The organism is Type-C symbiont of Plautia stali (assembly GCF_059730935.1).
In genome coordinates, this window is sequence record NZ_AP035923.1 from 2,025,972 (window position 1) to 2,050,248 (window position 24,277).

The 24,277-nt window shown below is 56.0% G+C and carries 23 protein-coding genes; 14 read left to right on the top strand and 9 right to left on the bottom strand.

The features are described 5' to 3' along the window. Positions 1-119: 119 nt before the first annotated feature. Positions 120-407, bottom strand: coding sequence for a hypothetical protein (locus AC6I7J_RS09510; RefSeq protein WP_498007195.1), 288 nt, complete (start codon positions 405-407; stop codon positions 120-122). A gap of 348 nt (positions 408-755) precedes the next feature. Between AC6I7J_RS09510 and rluB the strand changes: the two genes are divergently transcribed. After that, the gene (gene rluB / locus AC6I7J_RS09515) at positions 756-1,634 is read left to right on the top strand and encodes a 23S rRNA pseudouridine(2605) synthase RluB (protein ID WP_021510110.1); all 879 of its coding nucleotides are present in this window, start codon (positions 756-758) and stop codon (positions 1,632-1,634) included. Positions 1,635-1,667: 33 nt separating this feature from the next. Here the strand turns inward: rluB and cobO are convergent, their stop codons facing one another. Both cobO and AC6I7J_RS09525 read right to left on the bottom strand, forming a co-directional pair. Next, entirely contained in the window at positions 1,668-2,255 is a 588-nt protein-coding gene (gene cobO, locus AC6I7J_RS09520) for a cob(I)yrinic acid a,c-diamide adenosyltransferase (protein ID WP_498007196.1), read from the bottom strand. After that, on the bottom strand, positions 2,252-3,016 hold the full coding sequence (locus AC6I7J_RS09525) for a YciK family oxidoreductase (protein ID WP_021510112.1): 765 nt from the start codon (positions 3,014-3,016) through the stop codon (positions 2,252-2,254). The genes cobO and AC6I7J_RS09525 overlap by 4 nt, the downstream gene beginning before the upstream one ends. 174 nt (positions 3,017-3,190) lie before the next feature. Between AC6I7J_RS09525 and sohB the strand changes: the two genes are divergently transcribed. After that, positions 3,191-4,237: a protease SohB gene (sohB, locus tag AC6I7J_RS09530; RefSeq protein WP_058785623.1), complete on the top strand. Its 1,047-nt coding sequence runs from the start codon at positions 3,191-3,193 to the stop codon at positions 4,235-4,237. A 26-nt stretch (positions 4,238-4,263) separates the two neighbouring features. On the opposite strand, the gene AC6I7J_RS09535 is transcribed toward sohB, so the two are convergent. Next, complete coding sequence (locus AC6I7J_RS09535; protein ID WP_058785624.1) at positions 4,264-4,512, bottom strand: DUF2498 family protein; 249 nt, start codon at positions 4,510-4,512, stop codon at positions 4,264-4,266. 370 nt (positions 4,513-4,882) lie between these two features. Between AC6I7J_RS09535 and topA the strand changes: the two genes are divergently transcribed. The 5 genes from topA to acnA all read left to right on the top strand — a co-directional run bounded on the left by topA (position 4,883) and on the right by acnA (position 12,594). Beyond that, positions 4,883-7,480 (top strand): type I DNA topoisomerase, encoded by a 2,598-nt coding sequence (topA, locus tag AC6I7J_RS09540; protein ID WP_058774627.1) that lies wholly within the window; start codon positions 4,883-4,885, stop codon positions 7,478-7,480. Positions 7,481-7,670: 190 nt separating this feature from the next. After that, positions 7,671-8,645, top strand: a complete 975-nt coding sequence (gene cysB / locus AC6I7J_RS09545; RefSeq protein ID WP_021510116.1) for an HTH-type transcriptional regulator CysB — start codon at positions 7,671-7,673, stop codon at positions 8,643-8,645. Between the two features lie 492 nt (positions 8,646-9,137). Beyond that, positions 9,138-9,296: a YmiA family putative membrane protein gene (locus tag AC6I7J_RS09550; RefSeq protein WP_071813666.1), complete on the top strand. Its 159-nt coding sequence runs from the start codon at positions 9,138-9,140 to the stop codon at positions 9,294-9,296. Positions 9,297-9,299: 3 nt separating this feature from the next. Then, on the top strand, positions 9,300-9,476 hold the full coding sequence (locus tag AC6I7J_RS09555; protein ID WP_021314644.1) for a YciX family protein: 177 nt from the start codon (positions 9,300-9,302) through the stop codon (positions 9,474-9,476). A 436-nt stretch (positions 9,477-9,912) separates the two neighbouring features. After that, complete coding sequence (acnA, locus tag AC6I7J_RS09560; RefSeq protein ID WP_498007197.1) at positions 9,913-12,594, top strand: aconitate hydratase AcnA; 2,682 nt, start codon at positions 9,913-9,915, stop codon at positions 12,592-12,594. Positions 12,595-12,665: 71 nt separating this feature from the next. On the opposite strand, the gene ribA is transcribed toward acnA, so the two are convergent. Continuing rightward, positions 12,666-13,259 (bottom strand): GTP cyclohydrolase II, encoded by a 594-nt coding sequence (ribA, locus tag AC6I7J_RS09565; protein WP_058758620.1) that lies wholly within the window; start codon positions 13,257-13,259, stop codon positions 12,666-12,668. A gap of 230 nt (positions 13,260-13,489) precedes the next feature. Between ribA and pgpB the strand changes: the two genes are divergently transcribed. The 5 genes from pgpB (at position 13,490) to yciH (ending at position 17,098) form a co-directional block, all read left to right on the top strand. Beyond that, on the top strand, positions 13,490-14,254 hold the full coding sequence (pgpB, locus tag AC6I7J_RS09570) for a phosphatidylglycerophosphatase B (RefSeq protein ID WP_058758619.1): 765 nt from the start codon (positions 13,490-13,492) through the stop codon (positions 14,252-14,254). A 126-nt stretch (positions 14,255-14,380) separates the two neighbouring features. Further along, positions 14,381-14,686 (top strand): LapA family protein, encoded by a 306-nt coding sequence (locus AC6I7J_RS09575; protein WP_058771279.1) that lies wholly within the window; start codon positions 14,381-14,383, stop codon positions 14,684-14,686. Between the two features lie 6 nt (positions 14,687-14,692). Continuing rightward, positions 14,693-15,862, top strand: coding sequence for a lipopolysaccharide assembly protein LapB (lapB, locus tag AC6I7J_RS09580; RefSeq protein WP_058758617.1), 1,170 nt, complete (start codon positions 14,693-14,695; stop codon positions 15,860-15,862). 205 nt (positions 15,863-16,067) lie between these two features. Next, positions 16,068-16,775, top strand: coding sequence for an orotidine-5'-phosphate decarboxylase (pyrF, locus tag AC6I7J_RS09585; protein ID WP_021505950.1), 708 nt, complete (start codon positions 16,068-16,070; stop codon positions 16,773-16,775). After that, the gene (gene yciH / locus AC6I7J_RS09590; RefSeq protein ID WP_215785863.1) at positions 16,775-17,098 is read left to right on the top strand and encodes a stress response translation initiation inhibitor YciH; all 324 of its coding nucleotides are present in this window, start codon (positions 16,775-16,777) and stop codon (positions 17,096-17,098) included. The genes pyrF and yciH overlap by 1 nt, the downstream gene beginning before the upstream one ends. A gap of 69 nt (positions 17,099-17,167) precedes the next feature. Here yciH and osmB read toward each other — a convergent pair whose 3' ends face one another. Further along, positions 17,168-17,383 (bottom strand): osmotically-inducible lipoprotein OsmB, encoded by a 216-nt coding sequence (gene osmB / locus AC6I7J_RS09595; protein ID WP_031279061.1) that lies wholly within the window; start codon positions 17,381-17,383, stop codon positions 17,168-17,170. Between the two features lie 383 nt (positions 17,384-17,766). Between osmB and araD the strand changes: the two genes are divergently transcribed. Further along, entirely contained in the window at positions 17,767-18,465 is a 699-nt protein-coding gene (araD, locus tag AC6I7J_RS09600) for an L-ribulose-5-phosphate 4-epimerase (RefSeq protein ID WP_498005482.1), read from the top strand. Positions 18,466-18,759: 294 nt separating this feature from the next. Next, entirely contained in the window at positions 18,760-19,626 is an 867-nt protein-coding gene (locus AC6I7J_RS09605; RefSeq protein ID WP_021505954.1) for a crotonase/enoyl-CoA hydratase family protein, read from the top strand. Between the two features lie 15 nt (positions 19,627-19,641). Here AC6I7J_RS09605 and pdeR read toward each other — a convergent pair whose 3' ends face one another. The 3 genes from pdeR to AC6I7J_RS09620 form a co-directional block, all read right to left on the bottom strand. Beyond that, on the bottom strand, positions 19,642-21,627 hold the full coding sequence (gene pdeR / locus AC6I7J_RS09610; protein ID WP_058758614.1) for a cyclic di-GMP phosphodiesterase: 1,986 nt from the start codon (positions 21,625-21,627) through the stop codon (positions 19,642-19,644). Between the two features lie 153 nt (positions 21,628-21,780). Further along, the gene (locus AC6I7J_RS09615; RefSeq protein WP_477529794.1) at positions 21,781-22,077 is read right to left on the bottom strand and encodes a YbdD/YjiX family protein; all 297 of its coding nucleotides are present in this window, start codon (positions 22,075-22,077) and stop codon (positions 21,781-21,783) included. Further along, positions 22,070-24,136 carry a carbon starvation CstA family protein gene (locus AC6I7J_RS09620; RefSeq protein ID WP_498005484.1) on the bottom strand — a complete coding sequence of 689 codons (2,067 nt, stop codon included), beginning with the start codon at positions 24,134-24,136 and terminating at the stop codon, positions 22,070-22,072. The genes AC6I7J_RS09615 and AC6I7J_RS09620 overlap by 8 nt, the downstream gene beginning before the upstream one ends. Between the last annotated feature and the right edge of the window lie 141 nt (positions 24,137-24,277).

The following is a 24,277-nucleotide window of genomic DNA, read 5'->3' on the forward strand; positions in this document are numbered from 1 at the left end:
TTAAATTCAATCCGTGAAACGATTAGCGCGCCATTTCCCGTGCGCGCCGGATTATATTATCAGGCCAGCTGTACCATTATTTGTTAATGGCTTGTTGTTTGAAAGCTTATAAAAAGTAATTAAAATAATTTTTGATACTGCTTAGCCAATTCAGGATTAAATTTTACACAGTTTTCGCGGCAGAACAATTCATCATATTTAATATTTATCAAATAAAAACGAAAATACAGACTTAATCCAACCTTCAGCGCCAATCCGCTGTATGGCTGGCTCTGCTGGCTGCAATAAGCTTTACTAACACCATTATTCAGTTCTTTATGCTGATTTTGGTGTTTTGCGCCGATTTTCTGTTTGCTCAACTGCAGCTGTGCCGGGAACGCTGCGGGTAACAGACTGGTGAGTCTCATTAATCTATTGCGGCACTAATTGGCGCGCTATTAAATAAATAAACGGTCTCAGGCAAAACGACGTAATTTCAGCGGGTTGCGCCTGCTATCCTGACGCTCGTTACGCAAATCAATCAGAAATCTGAATCAATGACCGTGCTGCCCGCTTCAGCCTCCGGATCTCCGGCGCTTTATTATCGGCAGAAAAGGAAAAGGTGTTAACGAAACTGTAGCTGGTGTAAAATCTCCGGCCGTCCGCGCTGGCACCTGGCGCGAAGCGGTCACAGATTCTGATACGGGACCTGGTAACGCCGGTATCTTACCTCTTCATTACCACGACGCCTGGGAAGGCGACAACGAGGCAGCTCCATGAGCGAGAAATTACAAAAAGTATTAGCGCGCGCCGGACACGGTTCGCGCCGTGAAATCGAAGCAATGATTTCAGCCGGACGCATCAGCGTCGATGGCAAACTGGCGACGCTGGGCGATCGCATCGAAAATGACAAAACCCTGAAAATCCGTATTGATGGCCATCTGGTATCGATTGCTGAATCGGCCACCGAGGTGTGTCGCGTACTGGCGTATTACAAACCGGAAGGTGAGCTGTGCACGCGCAACGATCCTGAAGGGCGTCCAACGGTATTTGATCGCCTGCCGCGCCTGCGCGGTTCACGCTGGATTGCCGTCGGCCGTCTGGACGTAAACACCTGCGGTCTGATGTTGTTCACCACCGACGGTGAGCTGGCCAACCGCCTGATGCACCCAAGCCGCGAAGTTGAGCGTGAATACGCAGTGCGCGTATTCGGTGAAGTGGATGACGAAAAAGTGCGTCAGCTGAGCAAGGGCGTGCAGCTGGAAGACGGTCCGGCAGCGTTTAAAACCATCAAATTTGCCGGCGGCGAAGGCATTAACCAGTGGTACAACGTCACCCTGACGGAAGGGCGTAACCGTGAGGTGCGTCGTCTGTGGGAAGCGGTTGGCGTGCAGGTAAGCCGTCTGATGCGCGTGCGCTACGGCGATATTCAGCTGCCAAAAGGTCTGCCGCGCGGCGGCTGGATGGAGATGGAACTGCCGGCGGTCAACTACCTGCGTAAGCTGGTGGGACTGCCGGAAGAGACGGTGACCAAAGTGGCCGTCGAGAAAGATCGTCGCCGCACCAAAGCGAACCAAATCCGCCGGGCGGTGAAACGTCATAGCGCGGTAAGCAATAACAGCCCGCGTCGCAACAACACCAAACGCGGTGCCTGATGCTCCCCGACGCCGCGCCTGCGGCGTCCGTTTTTACCAGTCGATTCCCTGCTGTGCCTGAATGCCGGCATCAAACGCATGCTTCACCGGACGCATTTCGCTGACGGTATCGGCCAGTTCCAGTAGCGTGCGGTGACAGCCGCGGCCGGTTATGATCACACTTTGCTGCGGCGGACGCTGCTGCAGTGCAGTGACCAGCTCATCCAGATCGAGATAATCCATACTCACCATGTAGGTGATTTCATCAAGGATCACCAGATCCAGCGACGCGTCTTGCAGCATGCGTCTGGCGTGTTGCCACACCTGCTGGCAGGCGGCCGTATCGCTGGCACGGTTTTGCGTCTCCCAGGTAAAGCCGGTGGCCATCACCTGAAACGCCACGCCGTGCTGCGCCAGCAGATTACGTTCGCCGTTGGGCCATTCGCCCTTAATAAACTGCACGGCAGCCACGTTTTTACCGTGGCCACAGGCGCGCAGCGCGGTGCCAAAAGCGGCGGTGGTTTTACCTTTGCCGTTGCCGGTAAACACCATCAGGATGCCGCGCGTTTCGGTGGCAGCGGCGATGCGAGCGTCAACCTGCTCTTTCAGCCGCTGCTGGCGTTGCTGGTGACGATCGCTCATGCGCTGGCCGGTCCCGGCTTGCGCCCCGGTTGTGCATCGTAGCTGATACCGGTTTTACGGCGGCTGTCATCGCCCATCAGATAGAGGTAGAGCGGCATCAGGTCGGCCGGGGTTTTCAGCAGGCTGGCATTCTCCTCCGGGAAGGCGCTGGCGCGCATTTTGGTGCGCGTGCCGCCGGGATTGATGCAGTTCACCCGCAGATGGCGGTTTTTATACTCATCGGCCAGCACCTGCATCATGCCTTCGGTGGCGAATTTCGACACGGCATAGGCGCCCCAGCCTGCGCGACCGGTGCGGCCCACGCTGGAGGTGGTGAACACCAGCGAACCGGCGTCGGATTTTAGCAGCAGCGGCAGCAGCGCCTGCGTTAAATAGAAGGTGGCGTCGAGGTTGATTTGCATCACCTGCTGCCAGACCGCCGGATCGAGTTCCGCCAGCGGCACAATCTCACCGAGAATGCCGGCGTTATGCAGCACGCCATCCAGCCGCGGCACCAGCGCGGCAACCTGTTGCGCCAGCTGCTGGCAGCTTTCCGGTGTGGCATGCGCCAGATCCAGCAGCAGCGTAGCGGCGGGCTGTTTATTGAGCTGATTAATCGCCTCAGCGGTTTGCTGTAGCGTGGTGGCGTTGCGGCCGAGCAGAATCACGCGCGCACCGTAGCGCGCATAGGTCAGGGCGGCTTCGCGGCCGATGCCGTCGGAAGCACCGGTCACGAGAATGATGCGATTGTCCAGCAGGTCGCTTTTCGGTTGATAATGCACAGCGATGTCCTTTGCAGGTCAGAGGGTTTTTTGGCTTTATGCCTCAATTTGGCGCAAGGTGCAATCGCCGCAACGCGCATTCTGTGCCGCCTGCCGGCATTTCAGGCGACGAACGGCATCAAAGCGGGTAAACTCAGGGTTTGACTGTAATTCACTGTTTAATAAGGCGGCAGAATGGATTTACTCTCCAGCTATGGATTATTTCTGGCCAAGGCCGTCACCGTCGTGGTGGCGATCGCAGCTATTGTACTGATTGTGCTCAATGCCGCGCTGCGTAAACGTCACAGCGGCGGTCAGCTGCGCTTAACCCATCTCGACGAAGCCTATCGCGAGATGAAAGAGGACCTGCAGCTGGCGAAGATGAAGCCGCAGGCGCAGAAAGTGTGGCTGAAGCAGCATAAGAAAGAAGAGAAACAGAAAGCTAAAGCCGAAAAGCGCAATGCCAAAGCCGGTGTGACTGAAGCGGCGAAGCCGACTCTCTATGTACTGGAGTTCAAAGGCAGTATGGACGCCGGTGAAGTCAGCTCGCTGCGCGAAGAGATCTCCGCGGTGCTGGCGGTGGCACAGCCGGGTGATGAAGTGCTGCTGCGGCTGGAAAGTCCCGGTGGCGTGGTGCACGGTTATGGCCTGGCCGCGTCGCAGTTACAACGTCTGCGTGATGCGGGTCTGCAGCTGACGGCGGTGGTGGATAAAGTTGCCGCCAGCGGTGGCTACATGATGGCCTGCGTTGCGGATCGCATCGTGGCGGCGCCGTTCTCCATCATTGGTTCCATCGGCGTGGTGGCGCAAATCCCCAACTTTAACCGACTGCTGAAGCGCAACGACATTGATGTGGAGCTGCACACTGCCGGCCAGTACAAGCGTACGCTGACGCTGTTTGGTGAGAATACCGAGGAAGGGCGGGAGAAATTTCAGGAAGACCTGAATGAAACCCATCAGCTGTTTAAAGATTTTGTGCATCAGATGCGTCCGGCGCTGGATCTGGACAAAGTGGCGACGGGAGAACACTGGTATGGCCGTCAGGCGCTGGATCTGGGGCTGATTGATGAGATTGGTACCAGCGATGCGCTGATCATCGCACGCATGGAGCGCTTTAGCGTGCTGGGCGTACAGTTTGCGCGCAAGAAAAAGATGATTGACCGCTTTACCCACAGCGCCAGCGTCGCGGCCGAGCGGCTGATTCTGAAAATCTGGCAACGCGGTGACAAACCGCTGCTGTAAATGAACCCGGCGCAGGCCGGGTTTTTTTATGCCAGGTGATACTGCGCGGAGAGCACCACCGCAAGGTGCTTGAACACGTTGAACACCGCTGTGGTTTTGGCCGTCGGTAAGCCTTCGGCGTCGAGGAACCACGGACCGCGAAACACCAGCACTTCGCCCTGCTGAATCACCTCAGTGGCTTCCATCCCGGTAAAATATTCGTGGTGCTGCTGAATCAGCTGATTGGCGATTTTCAGTAACGCCTGGTGTGAAATGGATTCCGTTTCTGCTGACATTTTTCCCCTCTTTTTTGACAACGTATTTTCTCCTTCTATATTACCTGGCTGTTGGTGCGTTCAGCAAATCAGCGTTCGGTCAGAAAACTGGCGAGAAATTAAACAGAATGCTAATTAAGTTGCGTAACAGATTTTATCAGGTAGAGTGTGGGCGATTCAGCTTTCAGGGAGATCACACCAGGATGTGTGATACCGTCAGACGGAAAACTCGCTCTTAATCATCAAGTTGCAAATGCCGATGCAATCTGACCAGAGATTGTCCCCGCTGGCTTGAAAAGCAAAAAGTCAGCAGCAATATTGAACCCATTGGGTTTTGGGGCTGCCAATCCTCTCCCGTTTATCAGGACGTTTCAATTAGGTAAAGGTACATATGGGTAAAGCACTCGTCATCGTTGAGTCCCCGGCAAAGGCCAAAACAATCAATAAATACCTCGGTAATGACTACGTGGTGAAATCCAGCGTCGGTCATATCCGTGATTTGCCGACCAGTGGTTCAACGGCCCGTAAAAGTGCCGACGGGGAAAAGGCGAAAACCGGCAAGAAAGTAAAGAAAGATGAAAAGGCCGCGCTGGTTAATCGCATGGGCGTTGACCCGTGGCACGGCTGGGAAGCGGACTACCAGATTCTGCCCGGCAAGGAAAAAGTCGTCTCCGAACTGAAGAACCTGGCTGCCGATGCCGACCACATCTATCTCGCAACCGACCTTGACCGCGAAGGGGAAGCCATTGCCTGGCACCTGCGGGAAGTGATCGGTGGCGATGACAAACGCTTCAGCCGCGTGGTGTTTAACGAAATCACCAAAAATGCGATTCGTCAGGCGTTCGAGAAGCCGGGCGAACTGAATATTGAGCGCGTCAATGCGCAGCAGGCGCGTCGTTTTATGGACCGCGTGGTGGGCTATATGGTCTCGCCGCTGCTGTGGAAAAAAATTGCCCGTGGCCTGTCGGCCGGACGCGTGCAGTCGGTTGCCGTGCGTCTGGTGGTGGAGCGCGAGCGCGAAATCAAAGCCTTCGTACCGGAAGAGTACTGGGAAATTGACGCCGATCTGTCGACGCCGAAAGGCGATGCGCTGGCGGTCAGGGTGACGCATCAGGGCGACAAAGCGTTCCGCCCGGTGAACCGCGAGCAAACTGAAGCGGCCGTGGCCATCCTGGAAAAGGCGCGTTACGCCGTTCTGGATCGTGAAGACAAGCCGACCAGCAGCAAACCGTCGGCACCGTTTATCACCTCGACGCTGCAGCAGGCGGCGAGCACCCGCCTTGGTTTTGGCGTGAAGAAAACCATGATGATGGCGCAGCGTCTGTATGAAGCCGGTCACATCACCTATATGCGTACCGATTCCACCAACCTGAGTCAGGACGCGGTGGCGATGGCGCGTGGCTACGTGGAGAAAAAATTCGGTAAGAACTACCTGCCGGATGCGCCCAACACCTACGCCAGCAAAGAGAATTCACAGGAAGCGCACGAAGCGATTCGTCCTTCTGATGTCAATGTTGCCGCCGAGCAGCTGAAGGATATGGAGGCGGATGCGCAGAAGCTGTATCAGCTGATCTGGCGCCAGTTCGTGGCCTGCCAGATGGTGCCCGCGCAATATGATTCCACCACGCTGACCGTCGGCGCGGCAGATTTCAAACTGAAAGCAAAAGGGCGTACGCTGCGTTTCGACGGCTGGACCAAAGTGATGCCGGCGCTGCGTAAAAATGATGAAGATTTGACGCTGCCGCCGGTGAACGTGGGCGACACGCTGGATCTGAAATCCCTGCTGCCGGGCCAGCACTTTACCAAGCCGCCGGCGCGCTTCAGCGAAGCTTCGCTGGTACGCGAGCTGGAGAAGCGTGGCATTGGCCGTCCGTCTACTTATGCTTCGATCATTTCCACCATTCAGGATCGCGGTTACGTGCGGGTGGAAAACCGCCGCTTCTACGCCGAGAAGATGGGGGAGATTGTTACCGATCGTCTGGAAGAGAACTTCCGTGAGCTGATGAATTATGATTTCACCGCGCACATGGAAGACAGTCTCGACCAGGTCGCGAATAACGAAGCGCAATGGAAAGCGGTGCTGGATTCATTCTTCAGTGATTTCAGCCAGCAGCTGGAGCAGGCGGAGAAAGATCCGGAAGAGGGCGGCATGCAGCCGAACCAGATGGTGCTGACCTCCATCGACTGCCCAACCTGCGGACGCAAAATGGGGATTCGCACCGCCAGCACCGGCGTGTTCCTCGGCTGTTCCGGTTATGCACTGCCGCCGAAAGAGCGCTGCAAGCAGACCATTAACCTGATCCCGGAAAACGAAGTGCTTAACGTGCTGGAAGGCGATGATGCCGAAACCAACGCGCTGCGCGCCCGTCGTCGCTGCCAGAAGTGCGGCACCGCGATGGACAGCTACCTGATCGACAACGGCCGTAAACTGCACGTCTGTGGTAATAACCCGGAGTGTGACGGTTATGAAATCGAGCAGGGTGAATTCCGTATCAAAGGTTATGACGGACCGATTGTTGAGTGCGAAAAATGTGGCTCTGAAATGCACCTGAAGATGGGGCGTTTTGGTAAGTACATGGCCTGTACCAACGACGAGTGTAAAAATACCCGTAAGATTCTGCGTAACGGCGAAGTCGCGCCGCCGAAAGAAGATCCGGTACCGCTGCCGGAGCTGCCGTGCGAGAAATCGGATGCGTATTTTGTGCTGCGTGACGGAGCTGCAGGCGTGTTCCTTGCCGCTAACACCTTCCCGAAATCGCGTGAAACCCGTGCGCCGCTGGTGGAAGAGCTGCAGCGCTTTGCTGACCGTCTGCCGGAGAAACTGAAATATCTGGCCGAAGCGCCGGCAGTGGATCCGGAAGGCAATAAAACGCTGGTGCGTTTTAGCCGTAAGACTAAACAGCAGTATGTTGCCTCAGAAAAAGAGGGCAAAGCGACCGGCTGGTCAGTTTTCTATATCGACGGTAAGTGGCAGGAAGCCAAGAAGTAATCTCCCTGGGCCAGCGTTCGCTGGCCTTTTTCCCATCCTTATAGCTAATCGTTCTACATTCTTACGTTAACTGATATAGTAGTTATAGCTTATTGCATTTTGCTGACTCGCTTTCCCTCATTATTATGCCATCAGGGCGGATACACGCCTGCAGGGAATGCACCTCTGTCGCTATCGGGAAGATATAACTATGAAATTGCAGCAGTTGCGTTACATCGTTGAAGTCGTTAACCACAACCTCAATGTCTCCTCTACGGCAGAGGGGCTGTATACCTCGCAACCGGGCATCAGTAAGCAGGTGCGCATGCTGGAAGATGAGCTGGGCGTGCAGATTTTTGCCCGCAGCGGCAAACATCTGACGCAGGTGACGCCAGCAGGTGAAGAGATTATCCGTATTGCCCGCGAAGTTTTGTCCAAAGTGGATGCGATCAAATCGGTTGCCGGTGAACACACCTGGCCAGATAAAGGATCGCTGTACGTGGCCACGACCCACACTCAGGCGCGTTATGCACTGCCTGGTGTAATCAAAGGCTTTATCGAACGCTATCCGCGCGTTTCCCTGCATATGCATCAGGGCTCGCCCACACAAATTGCTGAGGCGGTCTCCAAAGGCAATGCCGATTTCGCCATTGCCACCGAAGCGCTGCACCTGTACGACGACTTGATTATGCTGCCGTGCTATCACTGGAACCGCGCCATTGTGGTCACACCGGATCATCCGCTGGCGGGGAAATCCAATGTGTCGATTGAGGAGCTGGCTGATTTCCCGCTGGTGACTTACACCTTTGGTTTTACCGGCCGCTCAGAACTGGATACTGCGTTTAACCGTGCCGGTTTAACGCCGCGTATTGTTTTTACCGCAACCGATGCCGACGTGATCAAAACCTATGTGCGTTTAGGCCTGGGGGTTGGGGTGATTGCCAGCATGGCGGTGGACCCGGTTTCCGATCCGGATCTGGTGCGCATTGAAGCTTCAGAAATCTTTACCAATAGCACCACCAAGATTGGTTTCCGGCGCAGCACCTTCCTGCGCAGCTATATGTATGATTTCATTCAGCGCTTCGCACCGCATCTGACGCGAGACGTGGTGGACGCCGCTGTGGCGCTGCGCTCAAACGAAGATATCGAAGCGATGTTCCGCGATATCAAGCTTCCTTTCAGGTAATCACCTAACTCATTATTTTTGCGGGATGTCCAGCGACTTCCCGCACACCTTCCGCCGCTTAGCACCAGCAGAACCTCAAAAAATTCCATTATTTTTTTGTAAATGAAACATGCGTCACATGTTTTTTCATTGTTATTTATTAAATGCGAATCAGTACACAATTTTTACTTTGCCGCTTTGCGGACTGCCAGGAATATTCCCATACTCCAGTTAAGAGCTGATGAGAAAGGGCTTTTTAACTGGCTCGTTAAATTAAACTCAAATTTAGAGTGGATCTAATTTTGGTTTAAGCCAAATTTACAATGTAACTATTAAATTAATAGTTTGCAGCGTGCTTAAATTTATCTCATCAGTTTTGGCGGTTTTGATAAATAGCGTTAATCGTTGTGCTCAATAAAAATAACTGGATTTTTGGACTTAACAAGTTTAGGATTCGTCCTAAATCTTAATCGTTGTTATCAATCGTTTTATTGAGAGTGATTATCAAAAACTATGACTACGAGATTAACTGTACAACCGGACTTCCGGGCTAAAAGCACCAAGGTAGAGCGTTCAGGTAACATCCGTCGCAAAGCCTGGTTGACTGTCTTCGCTGCTTCAGCACTGTTCTGGGTAGTGGTGGCGTTAATGATTTGGCGTATGTGGGGTTAAGCCATGTGGGCAAATACACTCAGTCGTAAATATCCGGTCGCTGCGCGTCAGCCTAAAGCACCGGTGTGCAAAGCCAAAGAAGCGCCTGCTGAACCGCAAGTGGCAATCCCGGCTTCCTGGGAACTGAGTGAACAGCAGCGCAGCTTTATTGAATCATTCATGGATCCGAAGTCTAAATAACGCAGTCTGCGTCCAATTCTTATTAAGACATACTGTCGCGCATTTTACCGGACTCTCCGGTGGGCACGTTAAAAGCCCGTCCTTTAACACTCAGCATCTAAAAAAACGGTGTCATCAGTACAACGCTGAAGACGATGGCTTTTTGTTGCCCGCGATCCGGGAGGAGTGACAGATGAATACCACAACTTTTTCATGGCTCAGCGTTTATGCCTTCTCAATGGCCTTTTGGGCTGCGGCCGTCTGGGCCGTGCTGTAATTCGCTAATCCTGCCAGTTAACGCTTTCTGAATGCCCTGACTTTTGTCAGGGCATTTTTCGTTGCGGTTTTGTGTGTCAATTCGTGTTGTTATCAAAACGTTAACGAAAATGTGGTCTATCTTTAAGCTAAACCTTGCACTCTCTGAGGTTTAGCAGAAGAGCCCATAAAAGGAGGAGTTATGTCGTTAACGTTACGTGAGCAGAGTCAGGATGCGCTGGAAGTAGGGGCAAAAAAATATCATTACCACAGCTTGCCGAAAGCCGCTCAGCAGGTCGGTGATATCGATCGCTTACCAAAATCCCTCAAGGTTCTGCTGGAAAACCTGCTGCGCTGGCAGGATGAAGATTCCGTAACGGCAGCAGATATTCAGGCGCTGGTGGCGTGGCAGCAAACTGCACATGCCGATCGCGAAATTGCTTATCGTCCGGCGCGCGTATTAATGCAGGATTTCACCGGCGTACCGGCCGTGGTTGACCTGGCGGCGATGCGAGAGGCCGTTAAGCGGCTGGGCGGTGATGTGGCGAAAGTTAACCCGTTGTCACCGGTCGATCTGGTGATTGACCACTCGGTTACGGTCGACCATTTTGGCGATGACGATGCGTTTGAAGAAAACGTGCGCCTGGAGATGGAACGCAACCACGAACGCTACGTTTTCCTGCGCTGGGGGCAAAAAGCCTTTAACCGTTTCCGCGTCGTGCCGCCGGGCACTGGTATCTGTCATCAGGTCAATCTGGAGTACCTCGGTAAAGCCATCTGGCATGAAACGCTGGACGGCAAAGAAGTGGCTTATCCGGATACGCTGGTCGGCACCGATTCCCATACCACCATGATTAACGCCCTGGGCGTACTTGGCTGGGGCGTGGGCGGCATTGAAGCTGAGGCCGCCATGCTGGGCCAGCCGGTTTCGATGCTGATTCCCGATGTGGTGGGTTTCAAGCTGACCGGCAAACTGCGCCCCGGTATCACCGCCACCGACCTGGTATTAACCGTGACGCAGATGCTGCGTAAACATGGGGTGGTCGGTAAGTTTGTCGAATTCTACGGTGACGGACTGGCCGATCTGCCGCTGGCGGATCGTGCAACCATCGCCAACATGGCACCGGAATATGGCGCAACCTGCGGTTTCTTCCCGATTGATGAAGTAACGCTCAGCTACATGACGCTCACCGGGCGCGATGCGCAGCAGGTTGAGCTGGTGGAAGCCTATGCAAAACAGCAGGGGCTGTGGCGTAAACCGGGCGATGAACCCATCTTCACCAGCACGCTGGCGCTGGATATGGCTGAAGTAGAGTCGAGCCTCGCCGGTCCGAAGCGTCCACAAGATCGCGTCTCCCTCGGCGACGTACCGGCGGCCTTTGACGCCAGTAACGAGCTGGAAGTGAATCACGCGCAGAAGCCGCACAAAACGGTCAGCTATCTGGACAGTGAAACCGGCGACCGCATCCAGCTGGATGATGGTGCCGTGGTGATTTCGGCGATTACGTCCTGTACCAACACCTCCAACCCCAGCGTATTGATGGCGGCTGGCCTGCTGGCGAAAAAAGCCGTCGAGCGCGGGCTGATGCGCAAACCCTGGGTAAAAGCCTCGCTGGCGCCGGGATCAAAAGTGGTATCTGACTATCTCGCCGTGGCGCAGCTGACCCCGTATCTTGATGAGCTGGGCTTTAACCTGGTGGGTTACGGCTGCACCACCTGCATCGGTAACTCCGGCCCGCTGCCGGATGAGATCGAAAGCGCGATCAAAGAGGGCGATTTGACGGTGGGTGCCGTGTTGTCCGGCAACCGCAACTTCGAAGGGCGCATCCATCCGCTGGTGAAAACCAACTGGCTGGCGTCTCCACCGCTGGTGGTGGCGTATGCGCTGGCGGGCAACATGAAGATCAACCTGCAGACTGATCCGATCGGTCAGGATCAGCAGGGCAATGACGTCTATCTGAAGGATATCTGGCCATCGCCGGAAGAGATTGCCGCATCGGTGCAGAAAGTTACCAGCGACATGTTCCATAAAGAGTACGCCGAGGTGTTCGACGGCACGCCCGAGTGGCAGCAGATCAAAGTCAGCGAAGCAGCTACCTATGACTGGGACGAAGGCTCCACCTATATTCGTCTGTCTCCGTTCTTTGACGATATGGAAAAAACGCCGCAGCCGGTGCAGGACATTCACGGCGCGCGCATCCTGGCGATGCTCGGTGATTCGGTGACGACCGACCACATCTCTCCGGCTGGCAGCATTAAAGCGGAAAGTCCGGCGGGGCGTTATCTGCTGGCGCACGGCGTTGAGCGTAACGACTTCAACTCCTATGGTTCACGACGCGGCAACCACGAAGTCATGATGCGCGGTACGTTTGCCAACATCCGTATTCGCAACGAAATGGTGCCTGGCGTCGAGGGCGGTTATACCCGGCACTATCCGAGCCAGGAACAGCTGGCCATCTACGATGCGGCGATGAAGTATCAGGAGGAGGGCGTACCGCTGGCGGTGATCGCCGGGAAAGAGTACGGCTCCGGCTCCAGCCGCGACTGGGCGGCGAAAGGTCCGCGCCTGCAGGGCGTGCGCGTGGTGATTGCCGAATCGTTCGAGCGTATTCACCGCTCTAACCTGATCGGCATGGGCATTTTACCGCTGGAATTCCCGGCGGGCGTAACGCGTAAGACGCTGCAGCTGACCGGGGAAGAGCGTATCGACGTGGCAAATCTGGCGCAGCTGCAGCCCGGCTGCCGCGTCCCGGTAACGCTGACACGGGCTGACGGCAGTCAGCAGACGCTGGAAACCCGCTGTCGTATCGATACCGGTAATGAGCTGACCTATTACCAGAACGACGGCATCCTGCATTACGTGATACGCAATATGCTCAACTAAAAAATAAAGCCGGGCATGCCCGGCTTTATTATTGACGCAGAAAGTGCATGACGCGAGAGCGCACCGCCGCGTTACGATTTCGGCAGCAGATGTCCCATCTTCTCGGCTTTCGTATCGAGATAGTGCGCATTTTTTGGGTTACGGCCAACGATCAGCGGCACGCGCTCAACGATATTGATACCCGCTTCTGACAGGATCTCCACTTTGCGCGGATTGTTGGTCAGCAAACGCACTTCATTAATGCCCAGCAGTTTAAACATGTCGGCGCACAGGGTGAAGTCACGCTCATCGGCGGCAAAGCCCAGCTGATGGTTCGCTTCCACCGTGTCGTAGCCTTTGTCCTGCAACGCATAGGCGCGAATTTTGTTCAGCAGCCCGATGTTACGGCCTTCCTGGCGATGGTACAGCAGCACGCCGCGTCCTTCTTCCGCAATGGCGGTCAGCGCTGCCTCCAGCTGGAAGCCGCAGTCGCAGCGCAGGCTGAACAGCGCATCGCCGGTGAGACATTCGGAGTGGACGCGCGCCAGCACCGGATTGTGATCGCTAATATCACCATAAACCAGCGCGACGTGGTCGTGGCCGGTTGCCAGTTCTTCAAAACCAACCATCAGGAAATCTCCCCATGGCGTGGGCAGTTTGGCTTCTGCTACCCGTTTCAGCTGCATGTGACTCTCCAGAACCTTCAGAGGATGCGCTATCATCATGATAACGCACGGGCCCGACTGGCCCGACGAAACTGCCGATATTGTGCCACAACCTGAACCAGGGCCGCTAATCAGTCAGAGTGATTGTAGTGATAAAGCACAATTATCTAAGCCGCAACGGGTATGTTATTCTTTTTTCAACTAAAGTTATGCAATACGCCTGTCAGGTCGTGAAAGAATAAAGGGACGAGATGTTAAAAATTGTGCAACGCACCACGCTGGGCGCGTTTTTATTACTGCTGATGCCGCTGGGCGTATGGCTTTCCGGCTGGCAGTGGCAACCGGGGGAGAGCGGGCATCTGTTGCGCGTGCTGTTCTGGATCACCGAAACCGTCACCAGTCCGTGGGGCACGCTGACCAGCCTGATTCTGAGCGGCTGGGTGTTGTGGTGCCTGCGCTTTCGCCTCCGGCCGGCCATTCTGTTGTTGATTATCATGAACGGCGCGATTCTCGCCGGTCAGTCGACCAAAACCTTTATCAAAGAGCAGGTACAGGAGCCGCGGCCGTATGTGGTCTGGCTTGAGCACAGCCACGGCGTCAACGAACAGCAGTTTTATCAGCTGAAACGGCAGCAGCGCGGCGAAATGGTGTCCGCCTTGCTCGCCAATGACACAAAGCTGCCCGCCTGGTTAAAAAATCACTGGGCGTTTGAGACGGGCTTTGCTTTTCCGTCTGGCCACACCATGTTTGCCGCCAGCTGGGCGCTGCTGGTGATTGGCCTGTTATGGCCGCGCCGGCATATTGTTACGGTGGTGGTGCTGTTTGTCTGGGCTACGCTGGTCATGGGCAGCCGGCTGGTACTGGGCATGCACTGGCCGCGCGATCTGGTGGTCGCGACGCTGATCTCGTGGCTGCTGGTGACGCTGGCAACCTGGCTGGCACAGCGCTTTTGTGGCCCGCTCAGCGTGCCGCCGGAAGAGCAGCGTGAGATTGCCGGGCGCGATGACGGATTGTAATTTCTCCCTTTGCCCCCATATGATTGATTGTACTTGCAGAAAGGGCACTAACTGCTGCGCGGATAAGCAGCAACAGCGGCACTTTTTTGGCATACTCTACCGGATAACCTCACGACAGGACGCATTGTGAAATATTTGCTGATTTTTCTCGTGGTTTTGGTCATTTTCATCATCTCCGTTACGCTCGGAGCGCATAATGACCAGATTGTCACCTTCAACTATCTGCTGGCGCAGGGCGAATTCCGCATTTCAACCTTGCTGGCCTGCCTGTTTGGTGCCGGATTTTTGCTGGGCTGGGCGATCTGTGGCCTGTTCTGGCTGCGCATTCGTGTTTCGCTGGCGCATGCACAGCGCAAACTGAAACGTATGCAGGCGCAAAATGAACAATCTGCTGCGGTAAATAGCACCTCCACTGCAGTGCGTCGGGATTAATGTTCGATGCTTGAATTGCTGTTTCTGCTTCTTCCTGTCGCGGCGGCGTACGGCTGGTATATGGGCCGCCGCAGTGCGCAACAGGATAAGCAACAGGAAGCTAACCGTCTGTCACGCGAATACGTGGCAGGGGTCAACTTTCTCCTTTCTAATCAGCAGGATAAAGCGGTCGATCTGTTCCTCGATATGCTTAAAGAGGACAGCGGCACCGTTGAAGCCCACCTGACGCTCGGTAACTTGTTCCGTTCGCGCGGCGAAGTCGACCGCGCCATCCGCATCCACCAGTCGTTAATGGAAAGCGCGTCGCTGACCTACGATCAACGTTTGCTGGCCATTCAGCAGCTGGGACGCGACTACATGGCTGCCGGCTTGTACGATCGCGCCGAAGACATGTTCAGTCAGTTGATCGATGAAACCGATTTTCGCATCAGCGCGCTGCAGCAGCTGCTGCTGATTCATCAGGCGACCAGCGACTGGCAGAAAGCCATCGAAGTGGCGGAGCGGCTGGTCAAACTCGGCAAAGATAAGCAAAAGGGCGAAATCGCCCATTTCTACTGCGAGCTGGCGCTGCAGGCGCTGAGCAGTGATGACCTCGATCGTGCCATGAGCCTGTTGAAAAAGGGTGAAGCGGCCGACCACCAAAGCGCGCGCGTTTCCATCATGATGGGACGTATCCTGATGGAGCAGGGCGAGTACGCGAAAGCGGCGCAGCGGCTGCAGCGCGTGCTGGAACAGGACAAAGAACTGGTGAGCGAAACGCTGCCGATGCTGGAAACCTGCTATCAGCGACTGGAGCAGCCTGACAGCTGGGCGCAGTTCCTGCAACGCTGCGTTGAAGAGAACACCGGTGCCGCGGCGGAACTCTATCTGGCAGACATTCTGGAGCAGCAGCAGGGGCCGGAAGCGGCACAGCTCTACATTAACCGTCAGCTGCAGCGTCATCCCACCATGCGCGTGTTCCATCGTCTGATGGATTTCCACCTGCATGAGGCAGAAGATGGCCGCGCCAAAGAGAGTCTGATGGTGCTGCGGGATATGGTCGGCGAGCAGATTCGTACTAAACCACGCTACCGCTGCCAGAAGTGCGGCTTTACCGCGCACGCGCTCTACTGGCACTGCCCATCGTGCCGCGCCTGGTCTTCCGTTAAACCGATTCGCGGACTGGACGGCCAGTAAGCTGGCCGCGTTCGGTGATTATTCATAACGCATAGTAGTTACAACATACTTATAGAGAAATTATCATCCACGCTTCAGCACTGTGCATCGCCTCGTCAAACAGCAAGGCAATCGCCGTCGCAACGTTGTCGTGGCCGGGTTGCACGGGTAGAATGCTTGCCGTTTGTCCATCGCGCCTGCGGGTGCCAGCCTCTGAGGAAACGTTATGCCTGTTACTCACTCACCGATTCTGGTGGCACTCGACTATCATGATCTCAATAGCGCACTGCAGTTCGTTGACCGTATCGATCCGGGCCAGTGCCGTCTGAAAGTGGGTAAAGAGATGTTTACCCTGTTTGGACCGTCGCTGGTGAAGACGTTGCAGGCGCGCGGTTTCGAGGTATTCCTCGATCTCAAATTTCATGACATCCCGAACACGACGGCACATGCGGTCGCGGCGGCAGCGGATCTCGGCGTATGGATGGTCAACGTGCATGCCAGCGGCGGGGCGCGGATGATGAATGCGGCGCGCGAAGCGCTGCTGCCGTTTGGCAGTGATGCGCCCTTGCTGATTGCGGTTACGGTGCTGACCAGCATGGACGAAGACGATCTTAAAGGTCTTGGCATCACCTTATCGCCGGCGCAACAGGCTGAGCGTCTGGCACGGCTGACACGCGAATGTGGTCTTGATGGCGTGGTGTGCTCGGCGCAGGAAGCCGCGCACTTCAAACAGGTTATTGGGCAGGATTTCGCGCTGGTCACGCCGGGTATTCGCCCGGCGGGTAGCGAGGCCGGCGATCAGCGTCGTATCATGACGCCGCAGCAGGCACAACAGGCCGGCGTGGATTACATGGTGATTGGGCGACCGATCACCCAATCTGCCGATCCGGCGCAGACGCTGCAGCAAATCCTGCACAGTTTACAGGAGGGCTAATGGCTCAGGACAATCCGCTGGTTTACTCCACCGAAACCGGCCGTATTACACATAGCGAAGAGAAACCGCAGCGACCGAAAGGCGATGGCATCGTGCGCATTCAGCGCCAGACCAGCGGGCGTAAAGGTAAAGGCGTGTGCCTGATTACCGGCATCGATCTCGATGATGACGCGCTGACAAAGCTGGCGGCCGAGCTTAAGAAGAAGTGCGGCTGCGGCGGGGCGCTGAAAGAGGGCGTGATTGAGATTCAGGGCGATAAGCGCGATTTGCTTAAAACGCTGCTGGAAGCCAAAGGCATGAAGGTTAAACTGGCGGGCGGTTAATAAAAGCGGGCCACGCAAGGTGGCCCGATGTGACGTAGATGCGCTGCGTAGCCTGCTACAATATTATTATTAATCAACCTGATGGCCAATAATGCCGCCCACCGCAGCGCCACCGACGGTACCCAGCGCGCTGCCGTTGGTGAGCACCGATCCACCAATAGCACCGGCACCGGCGCCAATCGCCGTGTTGCGGTCACGTTTCGACCAGTTGGAACAGCCGCTCAGGGCCACCACTAACGTCGTTGCCAGCACGGCAACCGTCACGCGTTTCATTGTTGTAGTCATGGACATCTCCTTGATGGTTTGCTCAGAGGCAACTCGTTAAGTATAGATGTTACGCCCTGAAGTTGTTCGCCCGATGCACTCAGGCGGTGCTTTTCCTTCAGCCTGCACGCTGGCGCGCAACCACTTGCGCACGTTGTTCACGCTGCTGGCAAAAATCATTTTGGTACCGCCGCAGGCTTGAGATAATTCTAGGCGTAAGCGGATGTGTATGCGGAAAGAAAACTCTGAAATCCCGACGCGGTGTCCGAATCCGGATCCCGTATCAAACCCCACACTTTGCCCGCTTTAGCCACTTTCCGCTGCTAATCCAGCTATTCCCTCCATAACGTTTTTAGCGGTGGCTCCGCACAATTCAGTAATGACTGTATGGCGGAGAAAACACAATGCTGGAAGCGCTGAAACAGCAGGTTCTGGAGGCCAATCTCGACCTGCCGCGTTACAACCTGGTGACCTTTACGTGGGGCAATGTCAGTGCGGTAGACCGCGAGCGCGGGCTGCTGGTGATCAAACCCTCGGGCGTTAAATATGAGCAGATGCAGCGCGACGACATGGTGGTGGTCGAACTGGAAAGCGGCAATGTCGTGGAGGGCCAGTTGCGGCCATCCTCGGATACCGCGACGCACCGCGCACTGTATCTGGCGTGGCCGGAGATTGGCGGCATCGTGCATACCCATTCACGCCACGCCACCATCTGGGCGCAGGCAGGCAGGGACATCCCGGCGTGGGGCACCACGCACGCTGACGATTTCTATGGCACCATTCCCTGCACCCGCGCGATGCAACGGTCAGAGATTGAGCAGGAATATGAATGGCACACCGGCCAGGTCATCATTGAAACCTTTGCGCAGCGCGGCATCGAGCCCGGCGCGATTCCTGCTGCGCTGGTGAACTCCCACGGGCCGTTTGCCTGGGGTAAAGACGCACATAGCGCGGTGCACAGTGCGGTGGTGCTGGAAGAGGTGGCCTATATGGCACTGCACACTGAGCAGCTGCGCGCGGAGCTACCGCCTATCGCTCAGACCCTGCTTGACCTGCACTATCTGCGCAAGCACGGGAAGAACGCCTGGTACGGGCAAGGCTGAGCGCGTGATGTTTTCTCAAGGCACCGGTGGGTGCCTTTTTTATTTAAGGGGATTGTGTGCCCGGACGAGACGGGTGGGTGTTGATGCTGACGTTTATTCACCATGCGTTAAGCGTTTTTATGCGCTTGCCGGCTGTTGCGCCGTCATTAAGTAAGCCCGCTAATCTTTCCTCAGGCAGGGGCTCGGGGATCTCTCTGGATTTTACGTTATAAATCAAACTCTCATTTGGTCTGGCCTCACTCTGCATTACGCTGATGTGGCGTTTAACGCATCACATAAATAGAGGATGAGACGATGACAGTAATTAACCAACCAACCTGCCGCCTGTTTACCGAAGTCGGCCAAACCACACAGCTCGCCGCCTATTATGAGGAAGGTCGACATACCATGTGGATGATGCTGCGCGCTCAGCCGCGCCCCAGTTTCAACCACGAATTAATCGAGGAGATCATGAACCTGAGCTACGCCGCCCAGCGTTCCGGTCTGCCGATTGATTTCTGGGTGACCGGATCGCTGGTGCCGCAGATGTTTAACGCCGGGGGCGATTTGCGTTTCTTTGTTGAATGCATTCGCAACAACCGCCGTGAAGCACTGCGCGCCTACGCCCGCGCCTGTGTTGACTGCATCCATTCGGCGGCCCGCGGGTTTGACACCGGCGCAGTGACGCTGGCGATGATTGAGGGCAGTGCCTTGGGCGGCGGTTTTGAAGCAGCGCTGGCGCACCACTTCATTCTGGCGCAGAACAGTGCGCGTATGGGCTTCCCGGAAATTGCCTTCAACCTGTTCCCCGGCATGGGCGGCTACTCACTGGTGGCCCGCCGCTCCGGGATGAAGCTGGCCGAAGAGCTGATCTGTGAAGGGGAGTCGCACAGCGCAGAGTGGTATGAAACCCGTGGTCTGGTCGACAAAGTGTTCCAGCCCGGTGACAGCTACCGCACCACGCGTACCTTCATCGATACGCTGCGGCCAAAACTGAATGGAGTCCGTGCCATGCTGAAAGCGCGACAGCGCGTGCTGCAGCTGTCACGGGCAGAACTGATGGATATTACTGAGGATTGGGTCGACTATGCTTTCACGCTGGAACCGAAAGATATTGCCTACATGGAACGTCTGGTACAGCTGCAAAATCGTCACAGCGCATCACTGCGTAAAGCCGGTTAGCAGTACGCTAAGACGTTAAACGCGGGCAGGATGCTTAGCCAGCCAATGCCCGAGCTGCTCTGCGGGCATTGGTTTTGCATAATAATAACCCTGACGCCCATCGACACCGTTGGTCAGCACAAACTTCTCTTCGGCTTTGGTTTCGATGCCTTCGGCAATGACCTGTAAATCCAGGGCTTTCGCCACGGCAACGATCGCGCGCACCAGCGACTGCGATACCGGTTGCTTGTTGATATTGCGCACAAAACTTTGATCCAGCTTAATCGCATCGATCGGCACGCGCGCCAGCTGGGAAAGCGAGGAGTAGCCCGTGCCGAAATCATCCAGATGCACCTGTGCACCTAACTCCTGAAACTGTTTCATCAGCTTCAGCGCACCGGCCTCATTCTCGATCAGGCAGCTTTCCGTCAGCTCGATGTCTATCGGGCACTCACTGATGCCCGCTTCGCTCAGCGCCTGTTTCAGGTCGCTGTAGATGCTCTGGTCGATCAGCTGTTTGGCGGAAACGTTCACTGCGACGCGCAGGTAAATGCCTTCGCTGCGCCATTTAACGATTTGCTGCAGCACGTTCAGCATCACCCAGCGCCCGAGCGGCACTATCAGTCCGGACTCTTCCGCGTAAGAGATGAAATCGCCAGGCGGCACCAGGCCGCGTTCAGGTGAATTCCAGCGTACCAGCGCCTCGGCACTGCGCACTTCGCCGTCGCGATCGATCTTCGGCTGATAGTGCACCACCAGATGATCCTGCTCCAGCGCTTTGCGCAGATTGGTATCCAGCCACAGATATTCGAATACGCGCTGGTTCATCTCGCTGGCGAACACGCAGAATTTGCCGCGCCCGTTCTCTTTAGCGTGGTACATCGCGGTATCGGCGTTACGAATCAGACTTTCGCGATCTTCACCATGCAGCGGGGCGAGGGCGATACCAATCGAGCAGCCGCTGTAGACTTCGATCAGCCCGATACGGAACGGCTGACGCAGCCGCTCCAGAATGCGTGAGGCCATCGCCTCCAGCGCCGCCTGACTGGTGTGCTCAGCCAGTACCACAAATTCATCACCGCCGAGGCGCGCCAGCGTCTGGTCCTTGCCGAGACAGCTGAGGATCGCCAGCGACACCGCCTGCAGCAGCTGGTCGCCAAACATATGGCCGTAGGCATCGTTTACCTTTTTAAAATTGTCGAGATCGAGGTAAACCACGCCGGTCTGGCTGCCGTTAGCCAGCTCCAGTGCCAGGCTAATTTGCTGATGGATAGCGTTGCGATTCGGCAGGCCCGTCACCGTGTCGGTATTGGCCATAACGCGTAAGCGCTCCTGCGCCCGACGCTCTTCTGTGATGTCGGTTCCGGAACAGATGAGGAAAATTTCATTTTTTCCGCTACCGCTGTGGACGAACTTATTACGAAACAGAAACAGTCGCTGACCTTTTCGGGTTTTAACCCAGCGCTCCACTTCGTAGGAGTTGCCGTCGCGAAAGAACCCGGCGATGTTGCGGCGCGACGCCTGCGCTTCCTGCTTGGTCATAAACAGCTGAAACACATTGCGGCCAATCACTTCCTGCTCTTTCAGGCCGGTGTACTCTTCGCTCAGGCGGTTAAAACGCTGAATGTTGCCGCGCTGATCGAGGATGACGATCACCGAATTCGCTTCTGACACCACCTGTTCGGCGAAGGAGAGGCCAAGGGTTAAATCGCGCGCCACCGACGAGGTATCGCCCCAGGCGGATGCGGTACCGGCCCAGGTGGACTGATTCACTTTACGGCCGACAAAGTGCATCGGCACCGGCGAGCCATGCAGTGAAAGGGTCAGGTTGATGCTGGAAGTAATTACCGTCATGGCACGCAGCAGACTGGCCTGAGCCGGCGTCAGGGGCACCGCCATATTGGTATTGGCATTTTCATCTTCGGCAAAATGCAGCGCATCGCTATCTGAAGTTAAACGCCAATGAGGGCTGGTTGTGCCAAACAAGGTATATAGCAACGTTTGCCCTTGTTCATCGGTCATGGAAACTTCCTCCGGAGGAATGCGCAGCAGGGGTATCTCATTATTTTAGCAACAGTATTCAACCTCCTGCGCCAGCACAAGATGCAAACTGAATATATTTTTGTTTTTATTAAAGAATGGCACGAAAAAGCCCCGGATTCCGGGGCTGAAAGGTTAGCACGGGCACTTGCCGAGTTTGCCCGCCTGGCTGGGAAAACGCGCCTCCAGGCAGTAACGATGGAAGGCGCGCTCATCCATAGGGGTCTGTTCCGGATGTTTTTCGCGCATATGCTTCAGATAAGTTTGATAGTCGTGCACGCCCACCATTAACCGGAAGCTCTGCTGTAATCCCTGCCACAGACGCTGCCAGCGTGAGCACGGCGCGGCAGGGGCGCGTGCAGCGAGCGGTAAGCACTGCTGAATTTGCCAGCCCGCGTGCGGCTTTTTCCAGCGTAAAATGGCCTCAGACATTTCGCACCTCCTGACGCAGTGACACGTCCGACTCATGGGTGGTCGGCACTGAACTGCGCAGCGCGCGCCGGATCACGAAGAACGCCGCAATCAGCATGGTAACTGCGACCAGCATGAAAAAGCCGCACAGCGCCGCGTTGATCTGGTTGCTGAACACGATGGTTTGCATGTCGGCCACGGTTTTCGCCGGTGCGATAATCACGCTCTCATCGAGACCTTTACGAAACTTACTGGCCTGCGCGAGGAAACCAATTGACGGTTTCTCATGGAAAATTTTCTGCCAGCCGGCGGTCATAGAGGTGATAAACAGCCAGGCGGTGGGCACAATCGTCACCCAGGCGTAACGCTGCTTTTTCATTTTGAACAGCACCACGGTACCGAGGATCAGCGCCATCGACGCCAGCATCTGGTTACCAATACCGAACAGCGGCCACAGGGTGTTGATGCCGCCGAGCGGATCGACCACGCCCTGATACACGAAGAAACCCCAGCCGGCCACTGCCACAGTGGTACCGGCCATGTTCCCGAGCCACGAGCGGTTGTTAGCCAGCGAAGGTACCACGGTCCCGACCAGATCCTGCACCATAAAACGGCAGGCGCGTGTACCGGCATCCACGGCGGTGAGGATAAACAGCGCCTCAAACAGAATGGCGAAGTGATACCAGAACGCCATCATTGCGCGGCTGTTAAACACCTCGGTGATGATATGCGCCATCCCGACGGCAAACGTCGGTGCGCCACCGGCGCGGGAGAGAATGGTGCTTTCGCCCACTTCGCCGGCGATACCGCTCAGCATCTCCGGCGTCACCACAAAGCCCCAGCCGTTAATTACCTGAGACGCGTTCTCCACCGTGGTGCCAATCAGCGCCGCCGGTGAGTTCATGGCAAAGTAGACGCCAGGATCGAGCACCGAGGCACAAATCAGCGCCATGATCGCCACAAAGGACTCCATCAGCATGGCGCCATAGCCGATGAAGCGAATATGGCTTTCGCGCTCCACCAGTTTTGGCGTGGTACCGCTCGACACCAGCGCGTGGAAGCCGGAGATTGCGCCGCAGGCGATGGTGATAAACAGGAACGGGAACAGCGCACCGGAGAACACCGGCCCCGTGCCGTCGATAAAGCGCGTCACCGCCGGCATCTTCAGTTCCGGCATGGCGAACAGAATGCCCACCGCCAGCCCGATGATCACGCCGATTTTTAAAAAGGTGGAGAGGTAATCACGCGGTGCCAGCAGCAGCCACACCGGCAGCGACGAGGCAACAAAACCGTAGATCACCAGCACCCACGTCAGCTCGGTGCCTTTCAGGGTAAAAATCGGTCCCCAGTACGGATCGGCCGCCACGTCACCGCCGTAAATGATCGCCGCCATCATCAGCACAAAGCCGATGATCGACACTTCGGCGATTTTACCCGGACGCAGAAAGCGCATATACACGCCCATGAACAGGGCAATCGGAATGGTGGCGGCGATAGTAAACAGCCCCCACGGACTGTTAGCCAGCGCTTTCACCACCACCAGCGCCAGCGCGGAGAGAATAATGATCATCACACCGAGCGCACCGAGCATGGTGACCACGCCGGCGAACGAGCCCAGTTCCTGGCGCGCCATCTCACCCAGCGAACGACCGTCCCGGCGCGTGGAGATAAACAGCACCAGAAAATCCTGCACCGCGCCGGCCAGCATCACGCCGACCAGAATCCAGATGGTGCCGGGCAGAAAACCCATCTGCGCCGCCAGGATCGGCCCGACCAGCGGACCGGCACCGGCGATCGCGGCAAAGTGGTGGCCAAACAGCACCCATTTGTTGGTAGGAACATAGTCCAGCCCGTCATTGAAGCGCTCTGCCGGCGTGCGGCGCCGGTCGTCCAGCTCAAAAATGCGCCTGGCGATAAACAGGCTGTAGAAGCGATACGCGATGCTATAGCAGGCGACGGAGGCGATCACCAGCCAGACGGCATTAACGTGCTCGCCGCGACTGAGCGCCAGCATGGCGAACGCAGCCGCACCAATTAACGCCACCGCTAACCAGATCAATCCGGTTCTGACGTTGTTCATGAGTTAACTCCTTGTAGGGACCGGGAAAAAGGCGATCGGAATACAACAAGTTAAAAGTAATGTAATGAATTGTTAACGACAGGGAATCGGATCAGAAGTGTGAAGCGGGAAACAAATTTAACAACTGCTGGGGCGGGCGGG

Bases quoted from the DNA above. Each gene is read 5' to 3' on its own strand.
- AC6I7J_RS09615 (WP_477529794.1), bottom strand. From the start codon at position 22,077: ATGTCTGAGGCCATTTTACGCTGGAAAAAGCCGCACGCGGGCTGGCAA.
- AC6I7J_RS09510 (WP_498007195.1), bottom strand. From the start codon at position 407: ATGAGACTCACCAGTCTGTTACCCGCAGCGTTCCCGGCACAGCTGCAG.
- ribA (WP_058758620.1), bottom strand. From the start codon at position 13,259: ATGCAGCTGAAACGGGTAGCAGAAGCCAAACTGCCCACGCCATGGGGA.
- AC6I7J_RS09605 (WP_021505954.1), top strand. From the start codon at position 18,760: ATGACAGTAATTAACCAACCAACCTGCCGCCTGTTTACCGAAGTCGGC.
- sohB (WP_058785623.1), top strand. From the start codon at position 3,191: ATGGATTTACTCTCCAGCTATGGATTATTTCTGGCCAAGGCCGTCACC.
- araD (WP_498005482.1), top strand. From the start codon at position 17,767: ATGCTGGAAGCGCTGAAACAGCAGGTTCTGGAGGCCAATCTCGACCTG.
- pyrF (WP_021505950.1), top strand. From the start codon at position 16,068: ATGCCTGTTACTCACTCACCGATTCTGGTGGCACTCGACTATCATGAT.
- lapB (WP_058758617.1), top strand. From the start codon at position 14,693: ATGCTTGAATTGCTGTTTCTGCTTCTTCCTGTCGCGGCGGCGTACGGC.
- pdeR (WP_058758614.1), bottom strand. From the start codon at position 21,627: ATGACCGATGAACAAGGGCAAACGTTGCTATATACCTTGTTTGGCACA.
- pgpB (WP_058758619.1), top strand. From the start codon at position 13,490: ATGTTAAAAATTGTGCAACGCACCACGCTGGGCGCGTTTTTATTACTG.
- yciH (WP_215785863.1), top strand. From the start codon at position 16,775: ATGGCTCAGGACAATCCGCTGGTTTACTCCACCGAAACCGGCCGTATT.
- osmB (WP_031279061.1), bottom strand. From the start codon at position 17,383: ATGACTACAACAATGAAACGCGTGACGGTTGCCGTGCTGGCAACGACG.
- AC6I7J_RS09620 (WP_498005484.1), bottom strand. From the start codon at position 24,136: ATGAACAACGTCAGAACCGGATTGATCTGGTTAGCGGTGGCGTTAATT.
- topA (WP_058774627.1), top strand. From the start codon at position 4,883: ATGGGTAAAGCACTCGTCATCGTTGAGTCCCCGGCAAAGGCCAAAACA.
- cysB (WP_021510116.1), top strand. From the start codon at position 7,671: ATGAAATTGCAGCAGTTGCGTTACATCGTTGAAGTCGTTAACCACAAC.
- AC6I7J_RS09550 (WP_071813666.1), top strand. From the start codon at position 9,138: ATGACTACGAGATTAACTGTACAACCGGACTTCCGGGCTAAAAGCACC.
- acnA (WP_498007197.1), top strand. From the start codon at position 9,913: ATGTCGTTAACGTTACGTGAGCAGAGTCAGGATGCGCTGGAAGTAGGG.
- cobO (WP_498007196.1), bottom strand. From the start codon at position 2,255: ATGAGCGATCGTCACCAGCAACGCCAGCAGCGGCTGAAAGAGCAGGTT.
- rluB (WP_021510110.1), top strand. From the start codon at position 756: ATGAGCGAGAAATTACAAAAAGTATTAGCGCGCGCCGGACACGGTTCG.
- AC6I7J_RS09555 (WP_021314644.1), top strand. From the start codon at position 9,300: ATGTGGGCAAATACACTCAGTCGTAAATATCCGGTCGCTGCGCGTCAG.
- AC6I7J_RS09535 (WP_058785624.1), bottom strand. From the start codon at position 4,512: ATGTCAGCAGAAACGGAATCCATTTCACACCAGGCGTTACTGAAAATC.